This window comes from Mesorhizobium atlanticum, from assembly GCF_003289965.1.
GTDB lineage: Bacteria > Pseudomonadota > Alphaproteobacteria > Rhizobiales > Rhizobiaceae > Mesorhizobium > Mesorhizobium atlanticum.
The window spans coordinates 695,840-716,520 of record NZ_QMBQ01000003.1 but is presented as its reverse complement, the minus strand read 5'-3'; the positions used below and the strand labels follow the sequence as shown (position 1 = coordinate 716,520).

The 20,681-nt window shown below is 63.3% G+C and carries 23 protein-coding genes; 13 read left to right on the top strand and 10 right to left on the bottom strand.

Going from position 1 to position 20,681, the window contains the following annotated elements:
- Nucleotides 1–116 precede the first annotated feature (116 nt).
- From DPM35_RS13130 to DPM35_RS13120, 3 genes are all read left to right on the top strand, one after another.
- Complete coding sequence (locus DPM35_RS13130; protein WP_112127665.1) at nucleotides 117–1,220, top strand: NADH:flavin oxidoreductase/NADH oxidase; 1,104 nt, start codon at nucleotides 117–119, stop codon at nucleotides 1,218–1,220.
- 166 nt (nucleotides 1,221–1,386) lie between these two features.
- Nucleotides 1,387–1,665 (top strand): DUF982 domain-containing protein, encoded by a 279-nt coding sequence (locus tag DPM35_RS13125; protein ID WP_112127664.1) that lies wholly within the window; start codon nucleotides 1,387–1,389, stop codon nucleotides 1,663–1,665.
- Between the two features lie 26 nt (nucleotides 1,666–1,691).
- Nucleotides 1,692–1,931 carry a DUF2188 domain-containing protein gene (locus tag DPM35_RS13120; RefSeq protein ID WP_042644408.1) on the top strand — a complete coding sequence of 80 codons (240 nt, stop codon included), beginning with the start codon at nucleotides 1,692–1,694 and terminating at the stop codon, nucleotides 1,929–1,931.
- A gap of 67 nt (nucleotides 1,932–1,998) precedes the next feature.
- On the opposite strand, the gene DPM35_RS13115 is transcribed toward DPM35_RS13120, so the two are convergent.
- Together DPM35_RS13115 and DPM35_RS13110 are read right to left on the bottom strand one after the other, a co-directional pair.
- Nucleotides 1,999–2,277: a hypothetical protein gene (locus tag DPM35_RS13115; protein ID WP_112127814.1), complete on the bottom strand. Its 279-nt coding sequence runs from the start codon at nucleotides 2,275–2,277 to the stop codon at nucleotides 1,999–2,001.
- 181 nt (nucleotides 2,278–2,458) lie between these two features.
- On the bottom strand, nucleotides 2,459–3,433 hold the full coding sequence (locus tag DPM35_RS13110) for an alpha/beta fold hydrolase (RefSeq protein ID WP_112127663.1): 975 nt from the start codon (nucleotides 3,431–3,433) through the stop codon (nucleotides 2,459–2,461).
- Between the two features lie 130 nt (nucleotides 3,434–3,563).
- On the opposite strand from DPM35_RS13110, the gene DPM35_RS13105 reads away from it, so the two are divergent.
- The 4 genes from DPM35_RS13105 to DPM35_RS13090 all read left to right on the top strand — a co-directional run bounded on the left by DPM35_RS13105 (nucleotide 3,564) and on the right by DPM35_RS13090 (nucleotide 6,610).
- The gene (locus DPM35_RS13105) at nucleotides 3,564–4,304 is read left to right on the top strand and encodes a competence/damage-inducible protein A (RefSeq protein ID WP_112127813.1); all 741 of its coding nucleotides are present in this window, start codon (nucleotides 3,564–3,566) and stop codon (nucleotides 4,302–4,304) included.
- Nucleotides 4,305–4,388: 84 nt separating this feature from the next.
- The gene (locus DPM35_RS13100) at nucleotides 4,389–5,222 is read left to right on the top strand and encodes a universal stress protein (RefSeq protein ID WP_112127662.1); all 834 of its coding nucleotides are present in this window, start codon (nucleotides 4,389–4,391) and stop codon (nucleotides 5,220–5,222) included.
- Between the two features lie 199 nt (nucleotides 5,223–5,421).
- Nucleotides 5,422–5,922 (top strand): xanthine phosphoribosyltransferase, encoded by a 501-nt coding sequence (gene gpt / locus DPM35_RS13095; RefSeq protein WP_112127661.1) that lies wholly within the window; start codon nucleotides 5,422–5,424, stop codon nucleotides 5,920–5,922.
- 199 nt (nucleotides 5,923–6,121) lie between these two features.
- The gene (locus tag DPM35_RS13090; RefSeq protein ID WP_112127660.1) at nucleotides 6,122–6,610 is read left to right on the top strand and encodes an NUDIX hydrolase; all 489 of its coding nucleotides are present in this window, start codon (nucleotides 6,122–6,124) and stop codon (nucleotides 6,608–6,610) included.
- Between the two features lie 3 nt (nucleotides 6,611–6,613).
- Here the strand turns inward: DPM35_RS13090 and DPM35_RS13085 are convergent, their stop codons facing one another.
- The 5 genes from DPM35_RS13085 to DPM35_RS13065 all read right to left on the bottom strand — a co-directional run bounded on the left by DPM35_RS13085 (nucleotide 6,614) and on the right by DPM35_RS13065 (nucleotide 13,379).
- The gene (locus DPM35_RS13085) at nucleotides 6,614–7,777 is read right to left on the bottom strand and encodes a hypothetical protein (RefSeq protein ID WP_112127659.1); all 1,164 of its coding nucleotides are present in this window, start codon (nucleotides 7,775–7,777) and stop codon (nucleotides 6,614–6,616) included.
- Nucleotides 7,778–8,186: 409 nt separating this feature from the next.
- Nucleotides 8,187–9,992 carry an ABC transporter ATP-binding protein gene (locus DPM35_RS13080; protein ID WP_112127658.1) on the bottom strand — a complete coding sequence of 602 codons (1,806 nt, stop codon included), beginning with the start codon at nucleotides 9,990–9,992 and terminating at the stop codon, nucleotides 8,187–8,189.
- Nucleotides 9,993–10,473: 481 nt separating this feature from the next.
- Entirely contained in the window at nucleotides 10,474–10,887 is a 414-nt protein-coding gene (locus DPM35_RS13075; protein ID WP_112127657.1) for a GNAT family N-acetyltransferase, read from the bottom strand.
- Between the two features lie 7 nt (nucleotides 10,888–10,894).
- Complete coding sequence (locus DPM35_RS13070; protein ID WP_112127656.1) at nucleotides 10,895–12,574, bottom strand: NAD+ synthase; 1,680 nt, start codon at nucleotides 12,572–12,574, stop codon at nucleotides 10,895–10,897.
- 91 nt (nucleotides 12,575–12,665) lie between these two features.
- Complete coding sequence (locus DPM35_RS13065; RefSeq protein ID WP_112127655.1) at nucleotides 12,666–13,379, bottom strand: DNA-3-methyladenine glycosylase I; 714 nt, start codon at nucleotides 13,377–13,379, stop codon at nucleotides 12,666–12,668.
- 91 nt (nucleotides 13,380–13,470) lie between these two features.
- Here DPM35_RS13065 and DPM35_RS13060 point away from each other — a divergent pair, with 91 nt between their 5' ends.
- Together DPM35_RS13060 and DPM35_RS13055 are read left to right on the top strand one after the other, a co-directional pair.
- Nucleotides 13,471–14,034 (top strand): DUF1003 domain-containing protein, encoded by a 564-nt coding sequence (locus DPM35_RS13060; RefSeq protein ID WP_112127654.1) that lies wholly within the window; start codon nucleotides 13,471–13,473, stop codon nucleotides 14,032–14,034.
- Nucleotides 14,031–14,630 (top strand): DedA family protein, encoded by a 600-nt coding sequence (locus DPM35_RS13055; RefSeq protein WP_112127653.1) that lies wholly within the window; start codon nucleotides 14,031–14,033, stop codon nucleotides 14,628–14,630. Before DPM35_RS13060 ends, DPM35_RS13055 begins: the two co-directional genes overlap by 4 nt.
- A 10-nt stretch (nucleotides 14,631–14,640) precedes the next feature.
- Here the strand turns inward: DPM35_RS13055 and DPM35_RS13050 are convergent, their stop codons facing one another.
- Nucleotides 14,641–15,000: a diacylglycerol kinase gene (locus DPM35_RS13050; protein WP_112127652.1), complete on the bottom strand. Its 360-nt coding sequence runs from the start codon at nucleotides 14,998–15,000 to the stop codon at nucleotides 14,641–14,643.
- 77 nt (nucleotides 15,001–15,077) lie between these two features.
- Nucleotides 15,078–15,497 (bottom strand): GFA family protein, encoded by a 420-nt coding sequence (locus tag DPM35_RS13045; protein WP_112127651.1) that lies wholly within the window; start codon nucleotides 15,495–15,497, stop codon nucleotides 15,078–15,080.
- Between the two features lie 322 nt (nucleotides 15,498–15,819).
- Between DPM35_RS13045 and DPM35_RS13040 the strand changes: the two genes are divergently transcribed.
- The 3 genes from DPM35_RS13040 (at nucleotide 15,820) to DPM35_RS13030 (ending at nucleotide 18,055) form a co-directional block, all read left to right on the top strand.
- Nucleotides 15,820–16,890 carry a GGDEF domain-containing protein gene (locus DPM35_RS13040; protein ID WP_112127650.1) on the top strand — a complete coding sequence of 357 codons (1,071 nt, stop codon included), beginning with the start codon at nucleotides 15,820–15,822 and terminating at the stop codon, nucleotides 16,888–16,890.
- Between the two features lie 63 nt (nucleotides 16,891–16,953).
- Entirely contained in the window at nucleotides 16,954–17,331 is a 378-nt protein-coding gene (locus DPM35_RS13035; RefSeq protein ID WP_112127649.1) for an antitoxin Xre/MbcA/ParS toxin-binding domain-containing protein, read from the top strand.
- Nucleotides 17,291–18,055 (top strand): RES family NAD+ phosphorylase, encoded by a 765-nt coding sequence (locus DPM35_RS13030; RefSeq protein ID WP_112127648.1) that lies wholly within the window; start codon nucleotides 17,291–17,293, stop codon nucleotides 18,053–18,055. The genes DPM35_RS13035 and DPM35_RS13030 overlap by 41 nt, the downstream gene beginning before the upstream one ends.
- A 136-nt stretch (nucleotides 18,056–18,191) precedes the next feature.
- Here the strand turns inward: DPM35_RS13030 and DPM35_RS13025 are convergent, their stop codons facing one another.
- Nucleotides 18,192–18,896, bottom strand: coding sequence for a hypothetical protein (locus DPM35_RS13025; RefSeq protein ID WP_112127647.1), 705 nt, complete (start codon nucleotides 18,894–18,896; stop codon nucleotides 18,192–18,194).
- Between the two features lie 200 nt (nucleotides 18,897–19,096).
- On the opposite strand from DPM35_RS13025, the gene DPM35_RS13020 reads away from it, so the two are divergent.
- Nucleotides 19,097–20,677, top strand: coding sequence for a glycosyltransferase family 39 protein (locus tag DPM35_RS13020; protein WP_112127646.1), 1,581 nt, complete (start codon nucleotides 19,097–19,099; stop codon nucleotides 20,675–20,677).
- Nucleotides 20,678–20,681: the final 4 nt, after the last annotated feature.

The following is a 20,681-nucleotide window of genomic DNA, read 5'->3' as shown; positions in this document are numbered from 1 at the left end:
ATGATGACCTGTGCAATCCTGGAAACCGACTGGTCCAGCGGCAGTTTCACCGGCTCGTGTCTGGCGTGACGCGCCGCGACTGCCTAGATAGCGGTATCCTCCCAGGAGCCCGCTTCATGACGTCATCGCTTTTCCAGCCGATCACCCTCGGCGACCTCACCTTCCCCAATCGCATCGCGGTCGCCCCCATGTGCCAGTATTCGGCCGAGGACGGCTCGGCCAGCGATTGGCATCTCTATCACTGGATGAACCTGGCAATGTCGGGCGCCGGCATGGTCACCGTCGAGATGACCGATGTCGAGCGGCGCGGGCGTATCTCGCATGGCTGCCTCGGTCTCTATTCGGACGACAACGAAGCGGCCGCCAAGCGCACGCTCGACGCCGCCAGGCGCGTCGCCGCGCCCGGCACTAAGTTCGGCGTCCAGCTTGCCCATGCCGGCCGCAAGGCCTCCAACCGCAGACCCTGGGAAGGCGGCGGTCCGCTGCAGCCCGGCGAAGATCCCTGGCAGACGGTTTCTGCCTCGGCCATAGCCTATGACACGGGCTGGAATGTGCCGCACGCGTTGGAGGATGAGGAGATTCTTGAGCTCATCGCGCGTTTTGCGCAGTCGGCAGTGCGCGCCGAACGCGCTGGCTTCGACTTTGCCGAACTGCACGCCGCGCATGGCTATCTGATCTTCCAGTTCCTCTCGCCGCTCTCCAACCAGCGGACGGACCGCTGGGGCGGTTCGCTCGAAAATCGCATGCGCTTCGCGGTCGAGATCGCCAGGGCGGTGAGGAAGGCCGTTCCGTCCATGATGCTGGGCGCGCGCCTTTCGGTGAAGGAATGGGTAGACGGCGGTTTCGACGTCGAGGACGCCATCGAGGTGGCCAAGGCTCTGAAAGCCGAGGGCGTCGCCTATATCTGCTGCTCCAGCGGCGGCAATTCGCCCCTGCAGCAGGTGCCGCCCGGCCCCGGCTACCAGGTGCATCTGGCGGAAGCCGTGCGCAAGGGTGCCGGCATTCCGACTCGCGCCGTGGGGCTGATCGACGATCCGGGCCAGGCCGAGGCGATCGTCGCCGATGGTCGTGCCGACATGGTGGCGCTGGCGCGTGCCTTCCTCGCCGACCCACGCTGGGGCTGGCGCGCGGCGGCTGCCTTCGGCGAGGAGATCCATCCGGCGCCCCAGCTGGCGCGTTCGGTGACGACGATGCGGCATTGGATGAAGGCCGCCGGCTAGAACAATTCCAGGAAAAAAGCGTGAGCGGGCAGGCGCGGCGACTTCGCCGTCGCCTTCCGTCGGGAATTGCGGCAAAACGAAACCGGAGACCAGCGGGGCCTGAGACGTTTGGGCGCAGGATCCCCGCCACAACTGCAACCAATTTGGCCGTTTTACGTTGGCGGCCATGATAGACAGCAAACCTTTTGAGAAGCCGGTGGTGGTCGAGCTCGGCCATGTCGGCAAATATCGCCAGATAAGCAGCACCCGCGAGGCCGCCGAGTGCCTGATGACCGTTTGGCCGCTCAATCGCGGCGAGCGCCATCGTGATGCTCTCGACACTTGCCTCAAAGCGCTGGAAGGGTATCGTTCGCCAGCGGACGCACGTCGCGCCCTTATCGAGGCGGCCAGGGAATCGGAAGTGCTGGTTCCTGAAGACAGGTTGCCCGACGGAAAGCTGCACTGAGGCACGCTTCTTAACCGGAGGATTTCATGGCGAAGCTGACTTACAAGATCGTCGAGCATGATGGCGGCTGGGCCTACAAGGTCGGCTCGACGTTTTCCGAGACTTTCCGCACCCACCAGGAGGCGCTGCGCGCCGCCGAAATCGCCTCGTCCGAGCAGCAGGTCGCCGGAACCACGGACGGCATCCAGTATGAGGATGCCGAAGGAAAGTGGCACGATGAGCTTGCCGACGGCCGCGACCGGCCACAGACCGAAGTATCGGACTGATTCTTACCCGCGCCCGCGGCCGACGATGCCCGAGCCTTCAGGCCGGCCGCTGGCGGGGTGCTAAGGCTTACTTGCCGCAGTAGTGATCATTGACGTTCTGTTGCGAGTTGGCATCTGGACCAGGCGTGTTGTCGGCGCACGGCCCCGAGGCCCCGGTATTGCCGAGGATGTTGAGGCCGGTAGCGTCACCTCCCGCGATGCTGCCCGTGGTGGTCCGGTCGATCGGCCGCTCGCTCGAGGTCGAATTGCCGCTGTGCCACCACGACCAGTCGTCGGACGACTGCGCCATCGCCGCACCGCCGAGAGCCAATACGAGTGCCGAGGCTGCTATGACTTTCCTGAACATTGGGGTCTCCATTCCGTTGGTCGCCGAAGATTTAACCGGCGACGTGGCTGAAACCCGGGGTTGCAGGCAAGGTTCCAGCAGGGAGATCACGATGAACCGCGGCGGTCGACACGTTTATGTGACGGTTCTGTGAGGCGTCAGAGGCTCAACACCGATTGATGCGCGCAATTGCAGTCAAAACTCAATTCACGCCAGCGAAGGCGCGTGCGGCGATACGTTGGATGAACGCGGCGACCCGTTCGGGTTCCACAAATTGCGGCATGTGGCCGAGACCTTCGACCCGCTCGAAGTCGAGTCCCTGGATCCTGTCCAGCATCGGTTCGCCATGGACAGCCTCGCCGATGACGAGATCGGCGCTCCCGAACAGAATACCCGCCGGCATCGCTATCTCGCCATAGCGCTGTTCGATGCGACCAAGATCCTGCTCCACGGCCACGACATCGGTGGACGTGGCGAAATAGTGGGACGGGCGCAAGCCGAGCCATCCCCCGCCGGCGACCATGTAGTCCGCGGGAACCCCTTGCGGTGCGAAGATGAACCTCAGCGTCGGCTGCGCGTAACGCAGGCTGAGTGGTATCGCCGCCGTATAGGCCAGGATCCGGCGCAGCAGCGCTGATGGAACATAGAGCAGGTCGAACCGCTGACGCATCCTCGCTTCGAGATGCGTCAGCGGCGACAGCAGCGCTATGCCGGAAAGCGCCGACGGATGCTCGGTGGCAAGCGCAAGCGCGACGGCGCCGCCCAGCGAATGGCCGACGATCAGAGGTCGTTCCAGCCGCAGTTCTTCGATGAAGCGCCGCACGACGTCCGCCTGTTCTGGCAGCCGGCCTGTCGCGCCGCTTGCCCGAACCGAATAGCCCGAGCCCGGCCGGTCGAGCGCGATCAGCCGGTAGCCGGCGCCGAAGCGTCCAAACAGCGTATGGCGGAAATGGTGGAGTTGGGCGCCCAACCCGTGCAGAAAAACGATCGGCCTGCCCTCGCCTTCTTCCACGTAGTGGATGCGGTTGCCGTCGATCTCGACGAATTTCCCGCAAGCCGGCACCAGCCTTTCAGCCCTCGCCGCGATCCGCCATGTCACGAGCACCAGGACGAGCAGGACAAGGGCGGCCGCGGCGAGCAAGCCCGCGAGCAGCCACAGGACGATCGATATCAGCATGGTTTCATCCGCTCCCGACCGACCGCACCATATCCGCAACGACCGCCGCCACAAGCGCGCATCCGGCTTTCGCATTGCGGCCGGCCTCAGGCCGCGTTATCTCAGGCGAGCTTTTGCGCCGGAGTCCGCCATGCCTGAAATCGTCACCGCCGCCATGCTCGTCATCGGCGACGAAATCCTCTCCGGCCGCACCAAGGACAAGAATATCGGCCATCTCGCCGACATCATGACAGCGATCGGCATCGACCTGAAGGAAGTGCGCATCGTCCCCGACGAGGAAGACGAGATCGTTGCGGCGGTGAATGCCGTGCGCGCCCGTTATACCTACGTCTTCACCACCGGCGGCATCGGCCCCACGCATGACGACATCACCGCCGACTCGATCGCCAAGGCTTTCGGCGTGCCCTGCGAATACGACGCCAAGGCCTACGCCCTGCTCGAGGCGAGCTATGCCGGGCGTGGCATCGAATTCACCGAAGCGCGCAAGCGCATGGCGCGCATGCCGCGCGGTGCCGACCTTATCGACAATCCCGTCTCCGTCGCGCCGGGCTTCCGCATCGGCAATGTCCATGTCATGGCCGGCGTGCCGTCGATCTTCCAGGCCATGCTCGACAATGTCGTGCCGACGCTGAAGGCCGGCACGAAAATGCTGTCGGCAACGGTGCACTGCCCGTTTGGCGAAGGCCTGATCGGCGGGCCGCTGGCCGAGATACAGAAGGCGCATCCCGACACCATCATCGGCTCCTATCCCAAATACGGCGACGGCAAATTCTGGACCGAGCTCGTCGTGCGCGCCCGCAGCGAGGAAGCGCTCGAGGCCGCGCGCAAGGACGTCGAGGCGATGGTGGCGGGCTTCGCCAAGGCGGGCTGACCGGCGTTCGGCTGGAACCAGTCAACGCGCTGAGGCGTTCCCTTGCTGCGCCCACGCATAGCGCAAACAATTGAGGGACCGGTCATGCGCTTCAAGACAATCGTCGCCATTTTGCAGAACGAACAGGACGCCGAGCGCGTTCTCGATTGCGCCCTTCCGCTTGCCGAAAGGTTCGAGAGCCATGTCGTCGGCATCCATGCCGAGGCGTTGCCCGTTCCCTATACCTCGGCCACCGGCTTCCCGGACACCGAATTCCTGCAGGTCTCGGCCGAGATGAACAAGGAGCGCGCCGGCAAGCTGCAGGCGTATTTCCTGAAGCGGATCGAGGAATCCGGCCTGTCCTTCGAATGGCGAAGCCTGGAAAGCTTCTCCGGCGACAGCGCGCTGACCGGCATAACGAGCGTGCGCGCCGCCGATCTGATCATCGCCGCGCAGCGTGACACCGGTGGCGACCCGAGCGCCGACGTCGACACACTGGTCTATGATGCCGGCCGGCCGGTTCTGGTCGTGCCCCATGCCGGGCCTCTGATCACCACCTTCAGACGCGTGCTGCTCGCCTGGAATGGCAGCAAGGAGGCCGCTCGCGCCGCCTTCGATGCCCTGCCCTTCATCGCCGAGGCCGACAAGACGGACATTCTCGTCATCGACCCGCCGGAGACGCTGGATGAATCTCCGGAAGCGGCCGGCGCCGAGATCGCCGCGGCGCTGTCGCGTCACGGCGCCAATGTCAGCGTCTGCGTGCAGAAATCCGGCGGCACTTCGGTCGATGACATGATTCAGGCCAGGATCGCCGAATCCGGCGCCGACCTTCTGGTGCTCGGTGCCTACAGTCACTCCTGGCTGCGCCAGCTTCTGTTCGGCGGCGTTACCCGCACGATGCTGCGCACGACGAATGTGGCGGCCTTCCTGTCGCGTTGAGCATCCCTCGGAAGCGGGAGCGAGGCTCAGGCAACACCTTAGCAAGTCTGACGAGCGTCGCTTGAATTCGTTTGAGAGCGGTCCCGGGTCCACAGCCGTCGCCGGCCCTGCTCTTGCCAAGCCTGGCGCTTTCCGGCTAATTCCGCCTGCATTCCAGTGTTTCTGCGCGCCACGGCGCGCCTTGCGGAGTGCGCGAACCATGTCCCTTCCCGAAAAAGCCTTTCCCGTCTCTTGGGACCAGTTCCACCGTGACGCCCGCGCGCTTTCCTGGCGGCTTTCCGGCGCCAGCAAGGGACAATGGAAAGCGATCGTCTGCATTACCCGCGGCGGCCTGGTGCCTGCAGCCATTATCGCGCGCGAGCTCGGCATCCGCATCATCGAGACGGTGTGCGTGGCTTCCTATCATGACTACACCAGCCAGGGTCAGTTGCAGGTCCTGAAGGAGATTTCGCCTTCGCTGCTTGCCGATGACGGTGCCGGCGTGCTGATCATCGACGACCTGACCGATACCGGCAAGACGGCCGGTATCGTGCGCGCCATGATGCCGAAGGCGCATTTCGCGACCGTCTATGCCAAGCCGAAGGGCCGTCCGCTGGTTGACACATTTGTCACCGAGGTCAGCCAGGACACCTGGATCTACTTTCCGTGGGACATGGGCTTCACTTACCAAAAGCCGATTGCGGACGATCATGTCGGCTGAACGGCCGTCATATTTTCCAGAGAATCTGCCTCGAAGGAGCGGCGTGTAGTCGAACCAATGAGCACGTCTACTTTGCGAGATTGACCTTTTCTGGTGGCACTTTCCCACGGAGTGAAGTTTTTTACTTTTAAAGCCCATAATTCGCCGTAAGATTCGTAAAGTGGCAAACGATTCTGGAGGCTGGGGCAGCTTTCTTCCGATGTTGACGAGGCCGGCAACGCACAATCAGATGGCCGAAAGGGTCCGGCGGCTCTTCGGCAAGGCGCCCTGCCGCCTGCAGGTTGCCGCCCTGCCCTGGCGTGAAGGCAAAGACGGCGTCGAGATCATGCTGATCACCAGCCGCGACACCGGGCGCTGGGTTCTGCCGAAGGGCTGGCCGGAGGCCAGGGAGCCGCTTTGCAAGGCGGCCGCCCGTGAAGCAGGAGAGGAAGCCGGCTTGCGCGGCACCATCTCGCATCTTGAAGCCGGCCGTTATTTCTATGCCAAGGTCCTCGCCTCCGGCGAGGAAGTGCCCTGCGAAGTCCTGGTCTTTCCGCTGCATGTCGACCGCATCGCGGACCGCTGGAAAGAGAAGCGCGCACGGACGCGCAAATGGGTTGGCGCCATCGAAGCAGTCCAAATGGTCAACGAACCGGACCTTTGCCAGATCATTGCCGGATTTTGCGCCGCACCGCAGACCTTCATCTGATCGTCAGGCGCGATCGAAGTCATCAGAACTCAGCCGGGTCCAACGATCGCCCATCAATCCGCCGATAAAGATATCGCCGGCGCGCACCGCTTCGGCGACCTCTGCGATACTTGAGCGCACCATCGTGCCGCCGGCATAGCGGAAGAACAGACGGTTGTAGCCGAAGAGGTGCGGCAGGAACCTGCCTTGTGTCTGCCCGGTTATGCCCACGCAGCCCATCTCCCGCGCAGCTGCGATAAGGCCGTCCAGCGTCGCGCCCCAGTGGGGCCCGGGCGCCTGGATTTGCAACAGGTTCGCGATGCCGCCAGCCTGCCCGTAGAAGGCATGACAACCGACCATCTTGCCTGCTTCGTCGTAAGTCCCGCCGAAATGAAGTGGCCCATCGGCCTGTTTTTCGGCCGCCAGCGCGAGCAGCCGCGGCAGCTCGCCATCCTTCCAGCTCGGTCGAAGTGCATAATCGGCCATCAGCGCTGGCAGCCGCTCCGCAAACTGCGCGGCATCGATCCGCTCATGGTGGATCCGTCGCGATGATGAGGGCTGGACCGGGGGCTCGAGCCGTCTTCCTGCGAGAGCATCGAACGCTCGCGCGCAGGGGCCAAGCGCCAGCCGAGCCAGCCCGGGCCATTTACGCTGCAGCAAGGCGGCGGCCATGGCGCCCGGCTGAAAAACACAGGTCCATTCCAGGCAGTGCACCGGCAAGAGCTGATATTTCATCGGACGCGCAAAGGCCAAGGATGTCCGGTTGGCCGAATCTGTCAGATATAGATCGAACTCGCCCTGATGCAGGGTACGCAGCAATTGCGGCCCCGCCCAACCGTGATCGGTGCTGGAATCGGTCATGAAAGGACCGATGATGGCCGCATTCAATGCCGTTCCATTGAGCTCATAGCGGGCTTTCAGAACGCCCATGAAGCCGCCGAGGCCGCCCTGCGGGTTTATCTGGACAAGGGCCTTGTTCTCACCGCCGTCAAGATAAAGCTTTCTCATATAGTCCGCCGTCTGCGCGACCGCGTGATCGCGAAGGCGGCGACGGCGGAACTTCGTCAGGAAGAGCGCGGCGACCTGCCCGAGATCCTCGGCGGCTAAAGGCCGAACCGAGCCATGGGATTCCGGCGCCGACGACCCGGCTACCTTGCCCGGGCCCGCTTTTACGGCAACAGGATTCATCGTGAATGCCTATATGGAATCGCTCAGAGCAGCCGTTCTTCCCAAGAAAATCTCCATCCAGCCGGCTTCCCGTACAAAAATCTCCTGGAGGCCTTATTCTGCCACGCTCGATTTTCTTTTGTGTAAATACATCAGGATAATTGTTTCAAGCCATGAACATACATAAACTCTAAAATAGAAATTCCTAAATATTAGATAGATATGAAGTAATTTGAACGGCATGTTGAACCGCTTTAACCGCATAACGGGAGAGCGGTTGCAAATGCAGGATTTGAAGGTGGATTGCCCGCAGGATCACGCGGTTTCTGCGATTGCCTGGCACGAGCGCCCGGCTCACCGGTAGCGAGCTCAATCCCGGGCCGCGTTGCGGGCCGACTGCGCCCGGCCGAGGCCGGGCGCAGTCTTGTCCTCAGGCGACGAGACCCTTGGTCAATTCGAGCGCCTGACGCTCGAACAGCCGCCGGTAGATGCCGCCATTGAAGCGGATCAGCTCTTCATGCGAACCCTCTTCGGCGATACGGCCTCGGTCGAAGACCAGCAGCCGGTCGAGCGCCCGCACGGTCGAGAGCCGGTGCGCGATGACAAGGGTCGTGCGCCCCACCATCAGCCGCTCCATCGCCTTCTGGATCAGCACTTCCGATTCCGAATCGAGGCTCGATGTCGCCTCGTCCAGGATCAGGATGCGCGCATCCGCCAGGAAGGCGCGGGCGATCGCCACGCGCTGGCGCTCGCCACCCGACAATTTCACGCCACGCTCGCCGACCAGGGTTCCGTAGCCCTTGGGAAAGTTGGTGATGAAATCATGGGCGCTGGCCAGCCTGGCGGCATGCTCGATCTCGGCCTGGCTGGCGCCGGGCCTGGCATAGGCGATGTTCTCGGCAAGCGAACGGTGGAACAGGATCGGCTCCTGCTGGACGATGGCGATCTGGCTGCGCAGCGACGCCTGCTCGACCTGCGAGATGTCCTGCCCGTCGATCAGGATCCGCCCGGCGTTCACGTCATAGAGCCGCTGGATCAGCTTGACGAAGGTCGTCTTGCCCGAGCCTGAATGCCCGACCAGTCCGATGCGCTCGCCAGCCGCGATGTCGACCGAGAAATCGCGGTAGAGCGGCAGAAGATGATTGCCGTAGTGGAACGTCACCTTGTCGAAGGCGACGCACCCATCGGTGATCCGGATCGGCCGGGCGCCGGGCCGGTCCTCGATGCCGAGCGGCTCGGACTGGAAATCGACCAGTTCCTCCATGTCGTTGATCGAGCGCTGCAGGTTGCGGATATGCGTGCCGATGTCGCGCAGATAGCCCTGCAGCACGAAGAACGAGGTGAGCACGAAAGCGACGTCGCCGGCTCTCGCCTGGCCCCAGGCCCAAAGCATGAGGGCAAGACCGATGACAGCTGCCCGCATCACCAGCAGCAGCACCCCTTGCGTGGTGCCGTTGGCGGTGCCGCGCATCCAGGTGCGGCCTGTGCGCAGACGCCATTTGGCGACGACGCGTGCCAGCCGCGCTTCCTCGCGAGCTTCCGCGCCGAAGCCTTTGACGACGGCGTTGCAGCTCACTGCATCCGCCAGCGCGCCGCCCAGCCGCGTGTCCCAGCTGTTGGCGAGCCGCGCGGCAGGCGCGACATAGCCGAGCGACAACATCGCCGTGACCGCGATGAACAGCACCGAGCCGGCCGCCACCACAGCCCCCATCAGCGGCCAGAACCAGCCGAGCAGCAGCGTCGAGCCGACAAGCATCACGACCGACGGCAAAAGCGCGATCAGGATCGTGTCGTTGAGCAGGTCCAGCGCCCACATGCCGCGCGTGATCTTGCGCACCGTCGATCCGGCGAAGCTGTTGGCGTGCCAGTCCGTCGAGAAGCGCTGCACGCGGTGGAAGGCGTCGGCGGCAATGTCCGACATCATCTTCAGCGTCAGCTCGACGATCCACAGGAAGGCGGCATTGCGCAGCACGACGCCTGCCAGCGCCAGCGCCATCAGGATCGAGAACGCCGCCATCGCCGCATTCCATGCAACCGCGTCGGTTCCGGCGCCGCTGGCGACTGCATCGACCAGCCGGCCGGAATAGAAGGGTGTCAGCACGTCGGCCAGCGTCGAGAGCAGGAAGGCGCCCATGATGAGCGAAAGCCGCCACGGCTGGCGCCGCCAGTGGCTGAAGGTGAAGCCGAGCACACTGCGAAAGGCGCCGGCGCGCAGATCGATTTTGAAACGAGCCATTATGTCATCCGGGCGCGAAAGAGCCCGGTCCCGGTAAAATCAAATTGGAAAACCCGCGTCCGGGCCTTGCGGCGCCTTGGAAAACGGGAGGTTCAGTATGGTAGGCCGTCCGCCCAAAGGCGGCGACCGGCAGCGGCAAGTGCCTGTCCTGCGTCCGGCTCTCCGAAAAATCTTCGGAAAGCCCAAGCAGACCTAGGCTTCGCGGCCTCGCATAACGATGTCAAATCCTGCCATACGGTCCTCCCGGAAGGGAATCGCGGAGAAGCTCTTATAGGGAGGCGTCACCCGATCGCCAAGCCGGCCTATCGTCAAAACGCCATTTGGCCCAACCACTGCGACGGATTTGCAACAACGGCGGGTTGTGCGGGCATATGCGTGTCGCCCAGAAGTGTGCGGCGGTTCTGGGACGACGACATGCGTCAAAACAAAGACTTAAAGCGCGTCACCTGGATCCGATTCGACGCGACGCGCAAATAAGCCCTCAAGCTGCCGGCTGGCGGTCCAGCCGCATGTAGCGTCCGTCGGTCGACGCCTTGAATCCGAACTTCTCGTAGAGGCTGTGGGCGTCGTCGGTCGAGAGACTCCAATGCGCGACGGTCCTGACCTCGGGGTGATCGATCAGCGCCTGGACGAGCCGCTTGCCGATCCCCAGCCCGCGATGCTGGGGCCAGATGATGACGTCGGCGATATAGGCAAAGATCGTGTAGTCGGTGATCGCGCGGGCGAAGCCGACCTGCTCGCCATCAAGATAGGCGCCGGCGCAGAGCGAGTTGTCGAAGGCGCGGCGGTTGGCCTCGTCGGTTCGCGACACTCCCCAATAGCTTTGCATGAGCTGGTCGGAGGTCGCCCGGAAATCGATCCGCGACGGGTCGAAACTGATTTCGACGTCTCGCATGCGAAGGCTAGCCGCGGTCGCGGAACCGGTTGGTGATCGGATAGCGGCGGTCGCGGCCGAAATTCTTCCGCGTGATCTTCACGCCGGGCGCAGCTTGCCGGCGCTTGTATTCGGCGATGTAGAGCAGGTGCTCGACGCGGGTGACCGTGGCGCGGTCGTGGCCGCGCGCGACGATGTCGTCCACGCTCATCTCGTTCTCGACCAGGCATTCGAGAATGTCGTCCAGCACTGGATAGGGCGGTAGCGAATCCTGGTCGGTCTGGTTCTCGCGGAGCTCCGCTGAGGGCGCCTTGTCGATGATGTTCTTCGGAATGACCTCGCCGGAAGGACCGAGCGCGCCCGGCGGCACATGCGAATTGCGCCAGCGCGACAGCGCGTAAACCTGCATCTTGTAGAGATCCTTGATCGGGTTGAAGCCGCCATTCATGTCGCCGTAAAGCGTGGCGTAGCCGACCGACATCTCGCTCTTGTTGCCCGTGGTGACCACCATCGAGCCGAACTTGTTGGAGATTGCCATCAGGATCGTGCCGCGCGCGCGGCTCTGCAGGTTCTCCTCGGTGATGCCTTCCTGGGTGCCCTCGAAGAGCTGCGTCAGCGCATGCTTGAAGCCTTCAACCGGCTCGGAGATCGGCACGATGTCATAGCGACAGCCGAGCGCGCGCGCGCAGTCCTCGGCATCCTTCAGCGAATCCTTCGACGTGTAGCGATAGGGCATCATAACGGTGCGCAATCGCTCTTCGCCCAGCGCATCGACGGCCAGAGCCGCGCAGATCGCCGAGTCGATGCCGCCGGAGAGACCGAGCACGACGTTCTTGAAACCATTCTTGTTGACGTAGTCGCGCAGGCCGAGCATGCAGGCCCGGTAGTCGGCCTCTTCCCGCTCCGGGATCTTCGACATCGGGCCTTCCGAGCAGACCCAGGTATCTCCCTTTCTTTTCCAGGTGGTGACGTCGACCGCGTCCTCGAACTGGCTCATCTGGAAGGCCAGCGTCTTGTCGGCCCCGATGGCGAACGAGGCACCGTCGAAGATCAGCTCGTCCTGGCCGCCGAGCTGGTTGGCATAGATCATCGGCAGGCCGGTTTCGATGACCTGGCGGATCACGACCTGGTGGCGGACATCGATCTTGGCGCGGTAATAGGGCGAGCCGTTCGGCACCAGCAGGATCTCGGCGCCGCTTTCGGCCAGCGTCTCGCAAACCGCGATATCGCCCCAGATGTCCTCGCAGATCGGGACGCCGATGCGCACGCCGCGGAAATTGACCGGACCCTGCAGTTCCGGACCGGCCTGGAAGACGCGCTTCTCGTCGAATTCGCCGTAATTCGGCAGATCGAGCTTGTAGCGCTCAGCGATGATCTTGCCGCCGTCGGCGAAGACGATGGAGTTATGCGTGCCGGTCTTGCGCTTCAGCGGCGTGCCGATGATGACGCCAGGCCCGCCATCGGCCGTGTCCTTGGCGAAATCCTCGGCCGCTTTCTCGCAGGCCTTCAGGAAGGAAGGCTTCAGCACCAGGTCTTCCGGCGGATAGCCGGCGAGGAAGAGCTCGGTATAGAGCACCAGATCGGCGCCCTGCCGCGCCGCGTCCGCCCTCGCCTCACGCGCTTTTGCCAGATTGCCGGCGACATCGCCGACAGTCGGGTTCAGCTGGGCGACGGCGATGCGCAGGATATCGGGAGCGGTCTTGGTCATGCAACGGATGTAGCGTGGCAGAATTCGCCCCGCAATGGCGATTGCTTGTGCCAAATAGGATCGATCGGCAAAGCCGATCCTATCCCAACCGCTAGTCGCCCATATACTCGCGCAATGCCTCAGCCGACCGGTTCTCGCCGATCGACATCGCCAGGATGCGCGAGATGTGGCGGCGCGGCAGGCCGGTCTCGGCCGACCATTGGTTTATCTGCGCCTGGATCTTGTCGAGGTCCCTTTTCGAGGTCGGGTTCTCGGCGATATCGAGGCCGGCATCGCGCAAGGCTGCCGCCATGTCGGTGGAGACGACGAACGTGTCCCATTCGAGCCAGCGCAGGAAATACTGACCCGTGTTGCCGCCTAGCCGGCTGCCATGCTTGGCCAGATACGCGGTCAGGCCGACCTGATCGTCCGCCGGCCAGGCGGCGATGAATTTGCCGAAACTGCCATGCTCCTTCGAGACGCGATCGACGAAGGCGGCATTGTCGCGCACCGACTTGATCTTCTGGGGGTTGCGCACGATGCGGCTGTCGGACGCCAGCTCGTGCCAGTAGTCGTCCGGCTGGAACAAAAGCCGCTTCGGCTCGAAACCGAGGAACGCTTCCTCGAAGCCGGGCCATTTCTGCTCGATGACGCGCCATACGAAGCCGGCGGCGAAAATGCGCTCGGCCATTGTGGAGAGAATGCGATCGTCCGGAACTTTCGCCACCGCCTTGTTGTCGGGCGCAGGACCAAGCAGCGGCGCCAGCACAACCTCCCCGCCCTTGCGCTTTGCCGCCCGTGCATGGATTTTCTGGAAATCGAGCATCTTTGCCCTCGCCTGTTCGCCGCAATCTAGCACTTCACGTCCGGCCCGGCAGCCTCTACGTCTATCGATGCTCTGCCTAAGGAGAGGACCAATGAACAAGATCGTCGAGGACATGGCGAACCGGTTGCTCAAGCGAAAGCCGGGCGGGTTCGGTCCACTCGAGAGCCGCGTGCTCCAGTCGACGCTCGAGCGCACCACCATCACGCGTGACACCAACAAGGCCGTCGCCTTCCAGGAGACCTATGGCGATCGCGTCGCCGACACGATCGCCAGGATCGGCGGCTCCTGGTCCTTCATCCTCGGCTTCCTGGCTTTTCTCGCTCTCTGGACTGCCGGCAATGCCTGGCTGCTCACCCGCGACGCCTTCGACCCCTACCCCTTCATCTTCCTCAACCTGGTGCTGTCGATGGTGGCGGCGATCCAGGCGCCGGTGATCATGATGTCGCAGAATCGCCAGACCGAGCGCGACCGCATCGACGCGGCGCACGACTATGAGGTCAACCTGAAGGCCGAGATCGAGATCATGGCCCTGCACGAAAAGCTCGACGAACTGCGCCACAGCGAGATCATCGGCATGCGGGACGAGATCCTGCGCATGGCCGAACAGATCAGGCGCATCGACGAAAAACTGTCGGCGCGGCCCGTCATAGAATGAACGGGACCATCCACCATCTCATCGAGCAATACGGGCTGATCGCGGTCTTCCTGGGGTGCGTCGCCGAAGGCGAAAGCGCCGCCATCCTCGGCGGCTTCTTCGCCCATCAACATGTTTTCGTGCTGTGGCAGACTCTCCTCGCCGCCTTTCTCGGCGCCTTCGCCGGCGACACATTCTTCTTCACCCTCGGCCGCAGCTTCGCCGAGCATCGCTATGTGAGAAGGCTGCGCAGACGGCCCGGCTTCAGCCGCGCCTACCGCCTGCTCAACACCCATCCCAACATTTTCGTGCTGACCAACCGCTACATCTATGGCATGCGGCTGGTCGGCGGTATCGCCGCCGGCCTGTCGACCGTTCCCGTGCCGCGCTTCGTCATCCTGAATGCCATCTCTTCCGCGGTCTGGGCGACCCTGTTCAGCGCTATCGGCTATGTTTTCGGACTGGGCGCGGAGGAAATGGTGGGCCAGGCGTTCGAGCGGCATGAGCGCCTGCTCATTGCCCTTGGCGTCGGCGTCATCGTCGCAATCATTGCCTGGCTGGTCGGCCATCACTTTGCCGGACGCGAACGCGCCAGGGAAGATCAGGCAGGGTCCTGATCCGCGAGGATCAGATCGGCGCGCCGGTGAGGCGCTCGATGACGGCGATGCCCCAGATACCGCCAGCGATCACGATCGAAATCAACACCGCCAGCGAGCCGCAGTCCTTGGCGAGCTGGATTTCGATGTGGAATTCGCGCGAGATCGCGTCGCAGGCTGCCTCGATGCCGGTGTTGAGCACTTCGACCATGATCAAGAGCAGCACAGCGCCGATCAGCAGGGCGTAGCCGCGCCAGGAGACCGAGATGAACCAGCCGGCCGGCAAGGCAAGCGCGAGCAACAGCAACTCCTGCTGAAATGCCTTTTCGTGAGCGGCCAACTTGCGGAAGGCCCGAACCGAATTGATGAAAGCATCGATCAGCCGCTGCATGCGTCTGCCCCTGTGCGAGTCACCGGCAGGGGATATCGCAATGGCGGGATCAAGGGAATAAGGCAGCCGCCGTAAATTCACCCATCGGCGACCTTTATCGACGGTGCCGATTTCTCGAACTGCGGCAGCCCGTCCTCGATCGAATAGTAATCGCCCTTGTCGCCCACGAAGATGTGGCTTTCGGCCCTGAGGCCACTCGGCCTGTCGAAGGATCCGGCCATGATGGAAATCGTATCCAATTCGTTGTGCTTCCAGAAGAGCAGCGAGCCGCAGGTTCGGCAAAAGCCGCGCTTCGCCACGTCGGAGGCGCCGTACCAACTGAGCGCGTCGGCCCCTTCTATGACGATATCGGCATCCCTGGAGGCGGTTGCCGCTACGAAATGGCCGGTCTGCCGGCGACATTGCGAGCAATGGCAGTACACGACCCCGCGCAACGGGCCACTCGTCCTGAAACGCACCGCCCCGCACAGGCACGATCCGCTGTGGTTGTCGTCCATTTCCGGCCTCCTTCGACCATCTGCCCGGTCCATTGCCGGACAGAATTTCAGGTTTGAAATGGCTGGGCGCAGGCAAATGCGACACCGAAGCGACGCGTTTCAAAAGCTGCGCCTCACACGGCCATACATCCTGCGGTAGTAGAGATATCGCGGAAATGCAGGCCATTAAGGAAACTTTAGCGCAACTGCATCTATGTTTCCTGCAAGCGAAGGTCGTGTTGGGGACGCGCCGTCGCATTTTGGGTCACGGTACAAATCCCCGTGTGCGCGACACCCGGTGGTGGCAGGTCTCCGGTCGCGCTGAAGGGGTAATGAACAGAAGATGCAGCCGGCAGCCGTTCCGATCGACAGGAATACCGACATCGCCAGCACCGTCGTGGCGACGATGCGGCAGCTCGGCGTGCTTGGCCTGCCCCGCAATTATGAAATCTTCTACGAGGCGCTCAGCGGCAGCAATCACGAACTCAGCCTTGCCGTCGTCTCGTTGAGCAGCCGACCGACCCAGGAGGACCTCGACGGCATCGGGCGCACCTTCTTCCCCCAGCATCACGGTCCGGCCATCGTCGAGCATGCCCGCGAGATGGTCGCCAAGGAACTCGAGGATATCGCAGCGCTGTTGCGCAGCGAGCGCTCGCACATCGAGAAATACGGCCGCATACTCGACGAGACCTCGAGCGGCCTGAGCAATCGCAGCCTGCTTTCGCAGGAACTCCTGCAGAAGATCGCCGGCGCAATGTCGGCCGCCACCAGCTCGACGATCGACCATGGCCGCCTGGTCGCCAGCACGCTCAGCGAAAAGACGGCCGAGCTTGAAAGCGTCAAGTCGAAGCTCGAGGAATACAAGCGGCTTGCCGACACCGACCCGCTTACGCAACTGTGGAACCGCCGCGCCTTCGACAAGGAGATCACCCGGATCTACAACAGCAACCGCGGCATCCTGTTCAACGCCCTGATCCTCGCCGATATCGATCACTTCAAGGACATAAACGATCGCTACGGCCACCCGGTTGGCGACAGGATCCTGCAGATCATCGCCGAGATATTCCAGTCCAGCGTGCGTTCCGACATGTTCGTCGCGCGCACCGGCGGCGAGGAATTCGCCTTTATCGTCGAAGGCGCCAGCGAGGACGCCACGTACGAGATCGCCGAGCGCATCCGCGCACTGATAGAGCAGACCCCATTCACCAGCAGCCAGACCGGCATGAACTACGGCACCGTTACCGTATCGCTGGGCATCTGCATGGCCTCGGAAGCGGAAAGCCCCGAAGATCTCTACACCAAGGCGGACCGGGCGCTTTATCGTTCCAAGGTTGGCGGCCGCAACCGCGTGACAAGGCACTCGTCCACGGCCGGCCGGGCCGGCAAGGGCTGGCTGCTTTACAAGAAAGACTGACACCGCCCTTTCCAGAAGAATTTTTGTGGACTATATTTTCCACAGAAATGAAAGGGTGCGCTTATGCAACGTCCAGTCGCGGCCGCGACGGCGGCCGAAAACGCCGTCATCACCAAGGCCACGCTGCGCGCGGCCGACCTGCTCGACATCACCGCCAGGACGCTCGCTTTGGTCATCGGCGTGTCGGAGGCCACGGTCTCGCGCATGCGCAAGCAGCAGTTCCTGCTCGAACGCGGCACCAAGCCGTTCGAGCTGGCGGTGCTGTTCGTCCGCCTGTTCCGCTCGCTCGACGCCATCGTCGGCGGCGACGAGACTGTTGCGCGGGCGTGGCTGAGAAATCCCAACGTCACGCTCGACGGCACGCCGCTCGAGAAAATCCTGACCATTGCCGGACTTGTCGATGTCATTGCCTACCTGGACTCCCGGCGCGCTCTCGTCTGAGGCCGTCAGGCTCGAAGGCAAACACTGGCGCATGGTCGAGGCGCAGCATCGCGTTTCGACCCTCAAGCTGGTCGACACGCTCGACGAGCAGGCGCTGCTCGAGGAGCTCGTCGAGGACACCAAGCCACATATCCCGCTGGAATGCCGCCACCTCCACTATCTGCTGGCGACGCCTTTCCGCTACGGCTCCGTCTATCCATACGGCTCGCGCTTCCGCCGCGCGGGCAAGACCAAAGGCGTCTACTATGCCGCCGAAACAGTGCTGACGGCGGTGGCGGAGATGGCCTTCTACCGCTTGCTGTTCTTTGCCGAATCGCCGGCGACGCCATGGCCGAACGACGCGGCGGAATACACCGCCTTCGCCGCCGCGATAAAATGCGAGCGCGCGATCGACCTGACGCGGCCGCCGCTCGATCGCGACGAGAAGGCCTGGACGCAGGCCACTGATTACACCGCCTGCCAGGCGATCGCCGATGTCGCGCGTGAGGCCGAGATGCAGGCGATCCGCTATCGCTCGGTGCGCGATCCGAAGGGCGCCAACATCGCTTTGTTGACCTGCAAGGGCTTTGCCAAGGCCAAGCCGCTGGAGCCGCAAACCTGGCGCATCCGTATCGGCTCGTTCGGCGTCCAGGCGATCAGCGAATTTCCCGACAAGCGGCTCGAATTCTCACGCACCGCCTTTGCCGATCCGCGACTGGCCGGCATGCGTTGGGAGCGCCATTGAAAGGCCTCTTCCAGGGCAATTTCAGGAAAGGTGTGAGCGGTTAGGTTCGGCGCGTTCGCCGTAGCCTTCCGCCTGGAAAATGCGACAAAACAAAGAGATAGAGCGGTTCGCCGTTTCTGTGAAACGGTGAAACGCTCTATGCCAGGATGTTGACCGCCCGCGCCGCCACCAGCGCGATCGTCAACAGCGAGATCATCGCTTCCGCCATCATTAGGAGCTTTGCGCGCTGCGTAAGCGGCAAGGTGTCGGTCGGCGAGAATGCGGTGGCGTTGGTGAAAGCCAGGAAGACGTAATCCACAAAGCCCGGCAGCCAGCCTTGTATCTCGCGGTCGGGCAGCGTCATTTGCGGGAACAGGAAGTCGGCATGCGCGCGCTTGACCAGGCCACAAGTCGGCGGCCCGCCCCTGTCCGTGCTCCAGAACCACAGCGCAAAGACAATCACATTGGTGACCCAGATGTTGAGGGCATCGACAAGCAGCGTCGTGCCGGCGCCGGCACGCCCTTCAAGCAGCGCGCGCACCAGGAAAACCAGCGATCCGCAATTCATGATGCTGATGATGCCGGTCATCACCAATGCCGTGCGGCGGATGTAGAGGCGCAATTGGCCGATCGCGTACCAATGCTCGTGGTCGACTGCCTTCCGCGTCTGCATCTGCGTCCAGGCCGTCGCCACCGACAAGGGCACCAGCAGCGCCGCCTCGACAGTCGGGGCCAGCCAGCGCGGACCGAAGGACAGGTTGTTGATGACTAGAAGCTGAAGGCAGATGATGACGAGAACCGCCGCGCGCGCCGACCAGAAGTCGAGCCCACGATGATGGATAACGGCGTGCTGGTGACGCATGGAGACACCCGTATGGCTAGGACCGCGACGCCTTGGGGGCGACCGGCTCAACCAACATTCAGCCGGGCCACGGTTCCGCCCGAAGCGCCGGCGACGGGTTCCATCGCAATCTTGGTTTTACGATGTTGCGGCAGCATACATTTTCGTAAGCTTTTGCTATCGGACTGTTCAGCAATCCACCGGTGTGATTTTAGGCCCGCATGTCGAGAACCAGCGAATCCGTCCATCCTTGGCCGGCGGCAGCCGCCGCGGAAGGCAATGCGCCCTCGATCTGGAACGGCCTCGTCAGGCATCCATGGCGATTGCTGGCGCTTTTGTGCCTCACCCAGATCGCTTGCTGGACCGTCATGCCGGCGCTCGTCAACGTTGGGCCGCCAAACGACGTCGTCGAGGGGTTCATGTGGGGCCGCGAATGGGTTCTGCTGACCTATAAACACCCGCAGCTGCCCTGTTGGCTGCTCGAGATCAGCCATCTCCTGACCGGCTCGTTCCGCTGGCCGCAATATATGCTTTCGCAACTGCTGATCTCGACGACTTTCGTCCTGGTCTACCTTCTCGCGCGCGACATCATGGGTTCGACCCGCGCGCTCGCCGCCGTGCTGTTGATGCCCTCGATCTACTTCTTCGGCTGGCCGACCCCCCAATTCAACCACGACTATGCGCAGATGCCTTTCTGGGCCGGCATATCATGGCTGCTGTGGCGCTCGGCGCGCGACGGACGGCCCGGCTGGTGGCTCGCCCTCGGCGTCGTCTCCGGCCTGGGACTCTACGCCAAGTTCTCGACGGCCTTGCTGCTGGCTTTCGGCGGCATCTGGCTCTTATACGATAGCCGCGCCCGGAGCCGGCTCGCCACCCCGTGGCCGTGGCTTGGCCTTGCGGTTTTCCTTGGCATCGCGGCGCCGCTGGCGGTCGAGCTTTTCCGACTCGATTTCCTGCCGCTGACCTACGCCGCGCACCGCAACGAGTGGGTCCTCGTCCACCGCGCCCGGCTTTACTATATCGGCGTTCAGCTTGCCGGGCTTTCTGCTGTTCCCGTCGTTCTTGCTCTTTCCGGCCTGCTGCGGCGGCGAGCGAGCCCCGCGCAGGAACCCTTGCAGCCCAACCCGGCTCCCGAGCGACGCGCGGTTATCTACCTGGCATGGATGGGCCTGGGACCGGCGCTCCTCGTCATGATCGCCTCGCTGTTCACAGGCACCGGCGAATCCTGGGGCGCGACGATGTACAATCTCGTGGGCGCCCTGGCGATCGCGCTCCTGGGTCACCGGCTGGGAGCAGCGGAATTGCGCCGGTTGACGGTGCTGGCGCTGCTATGCGTGGTCGCCGTATCGAGCGCCTACGCCGTCACCCGCTGGACCGGCTGCAACGTCCGCGGTCGCCTGCAGCCGGTGTGCTGGCCGGCGCAATCGATTTCACGGACGGCCGAGGCGATCTGGCATGAAGCGGTGCCCGCGCCGTTGGGCATTGTCGGCGGCGAAGACGGCGTGGCCAGGCTTGCCGGACTGGAAGCCGCGGACCAGCCTTCCATCTTCACGGCTCTCGACAGGCGCCTCGCACCATGGATCACGGACCAGCGCCTGCGGGATCAGGGAATGCTGCTGGTATGGCCGAAAGGCTGGCAACTCACGCCGCAGCAATCGACCTGGATCGACGGCCTGCCGGTCAAGACGGTGTCTTTCGACTGGTCGCTCAGGGCGCCGCCCCTGGAGATCAACTTTGCCGTCATTCCACCCGGCAGAGCCAGTTTCCCGGGAGACCCGCCCGGGCCGCCCGATCCGGAATGACCGG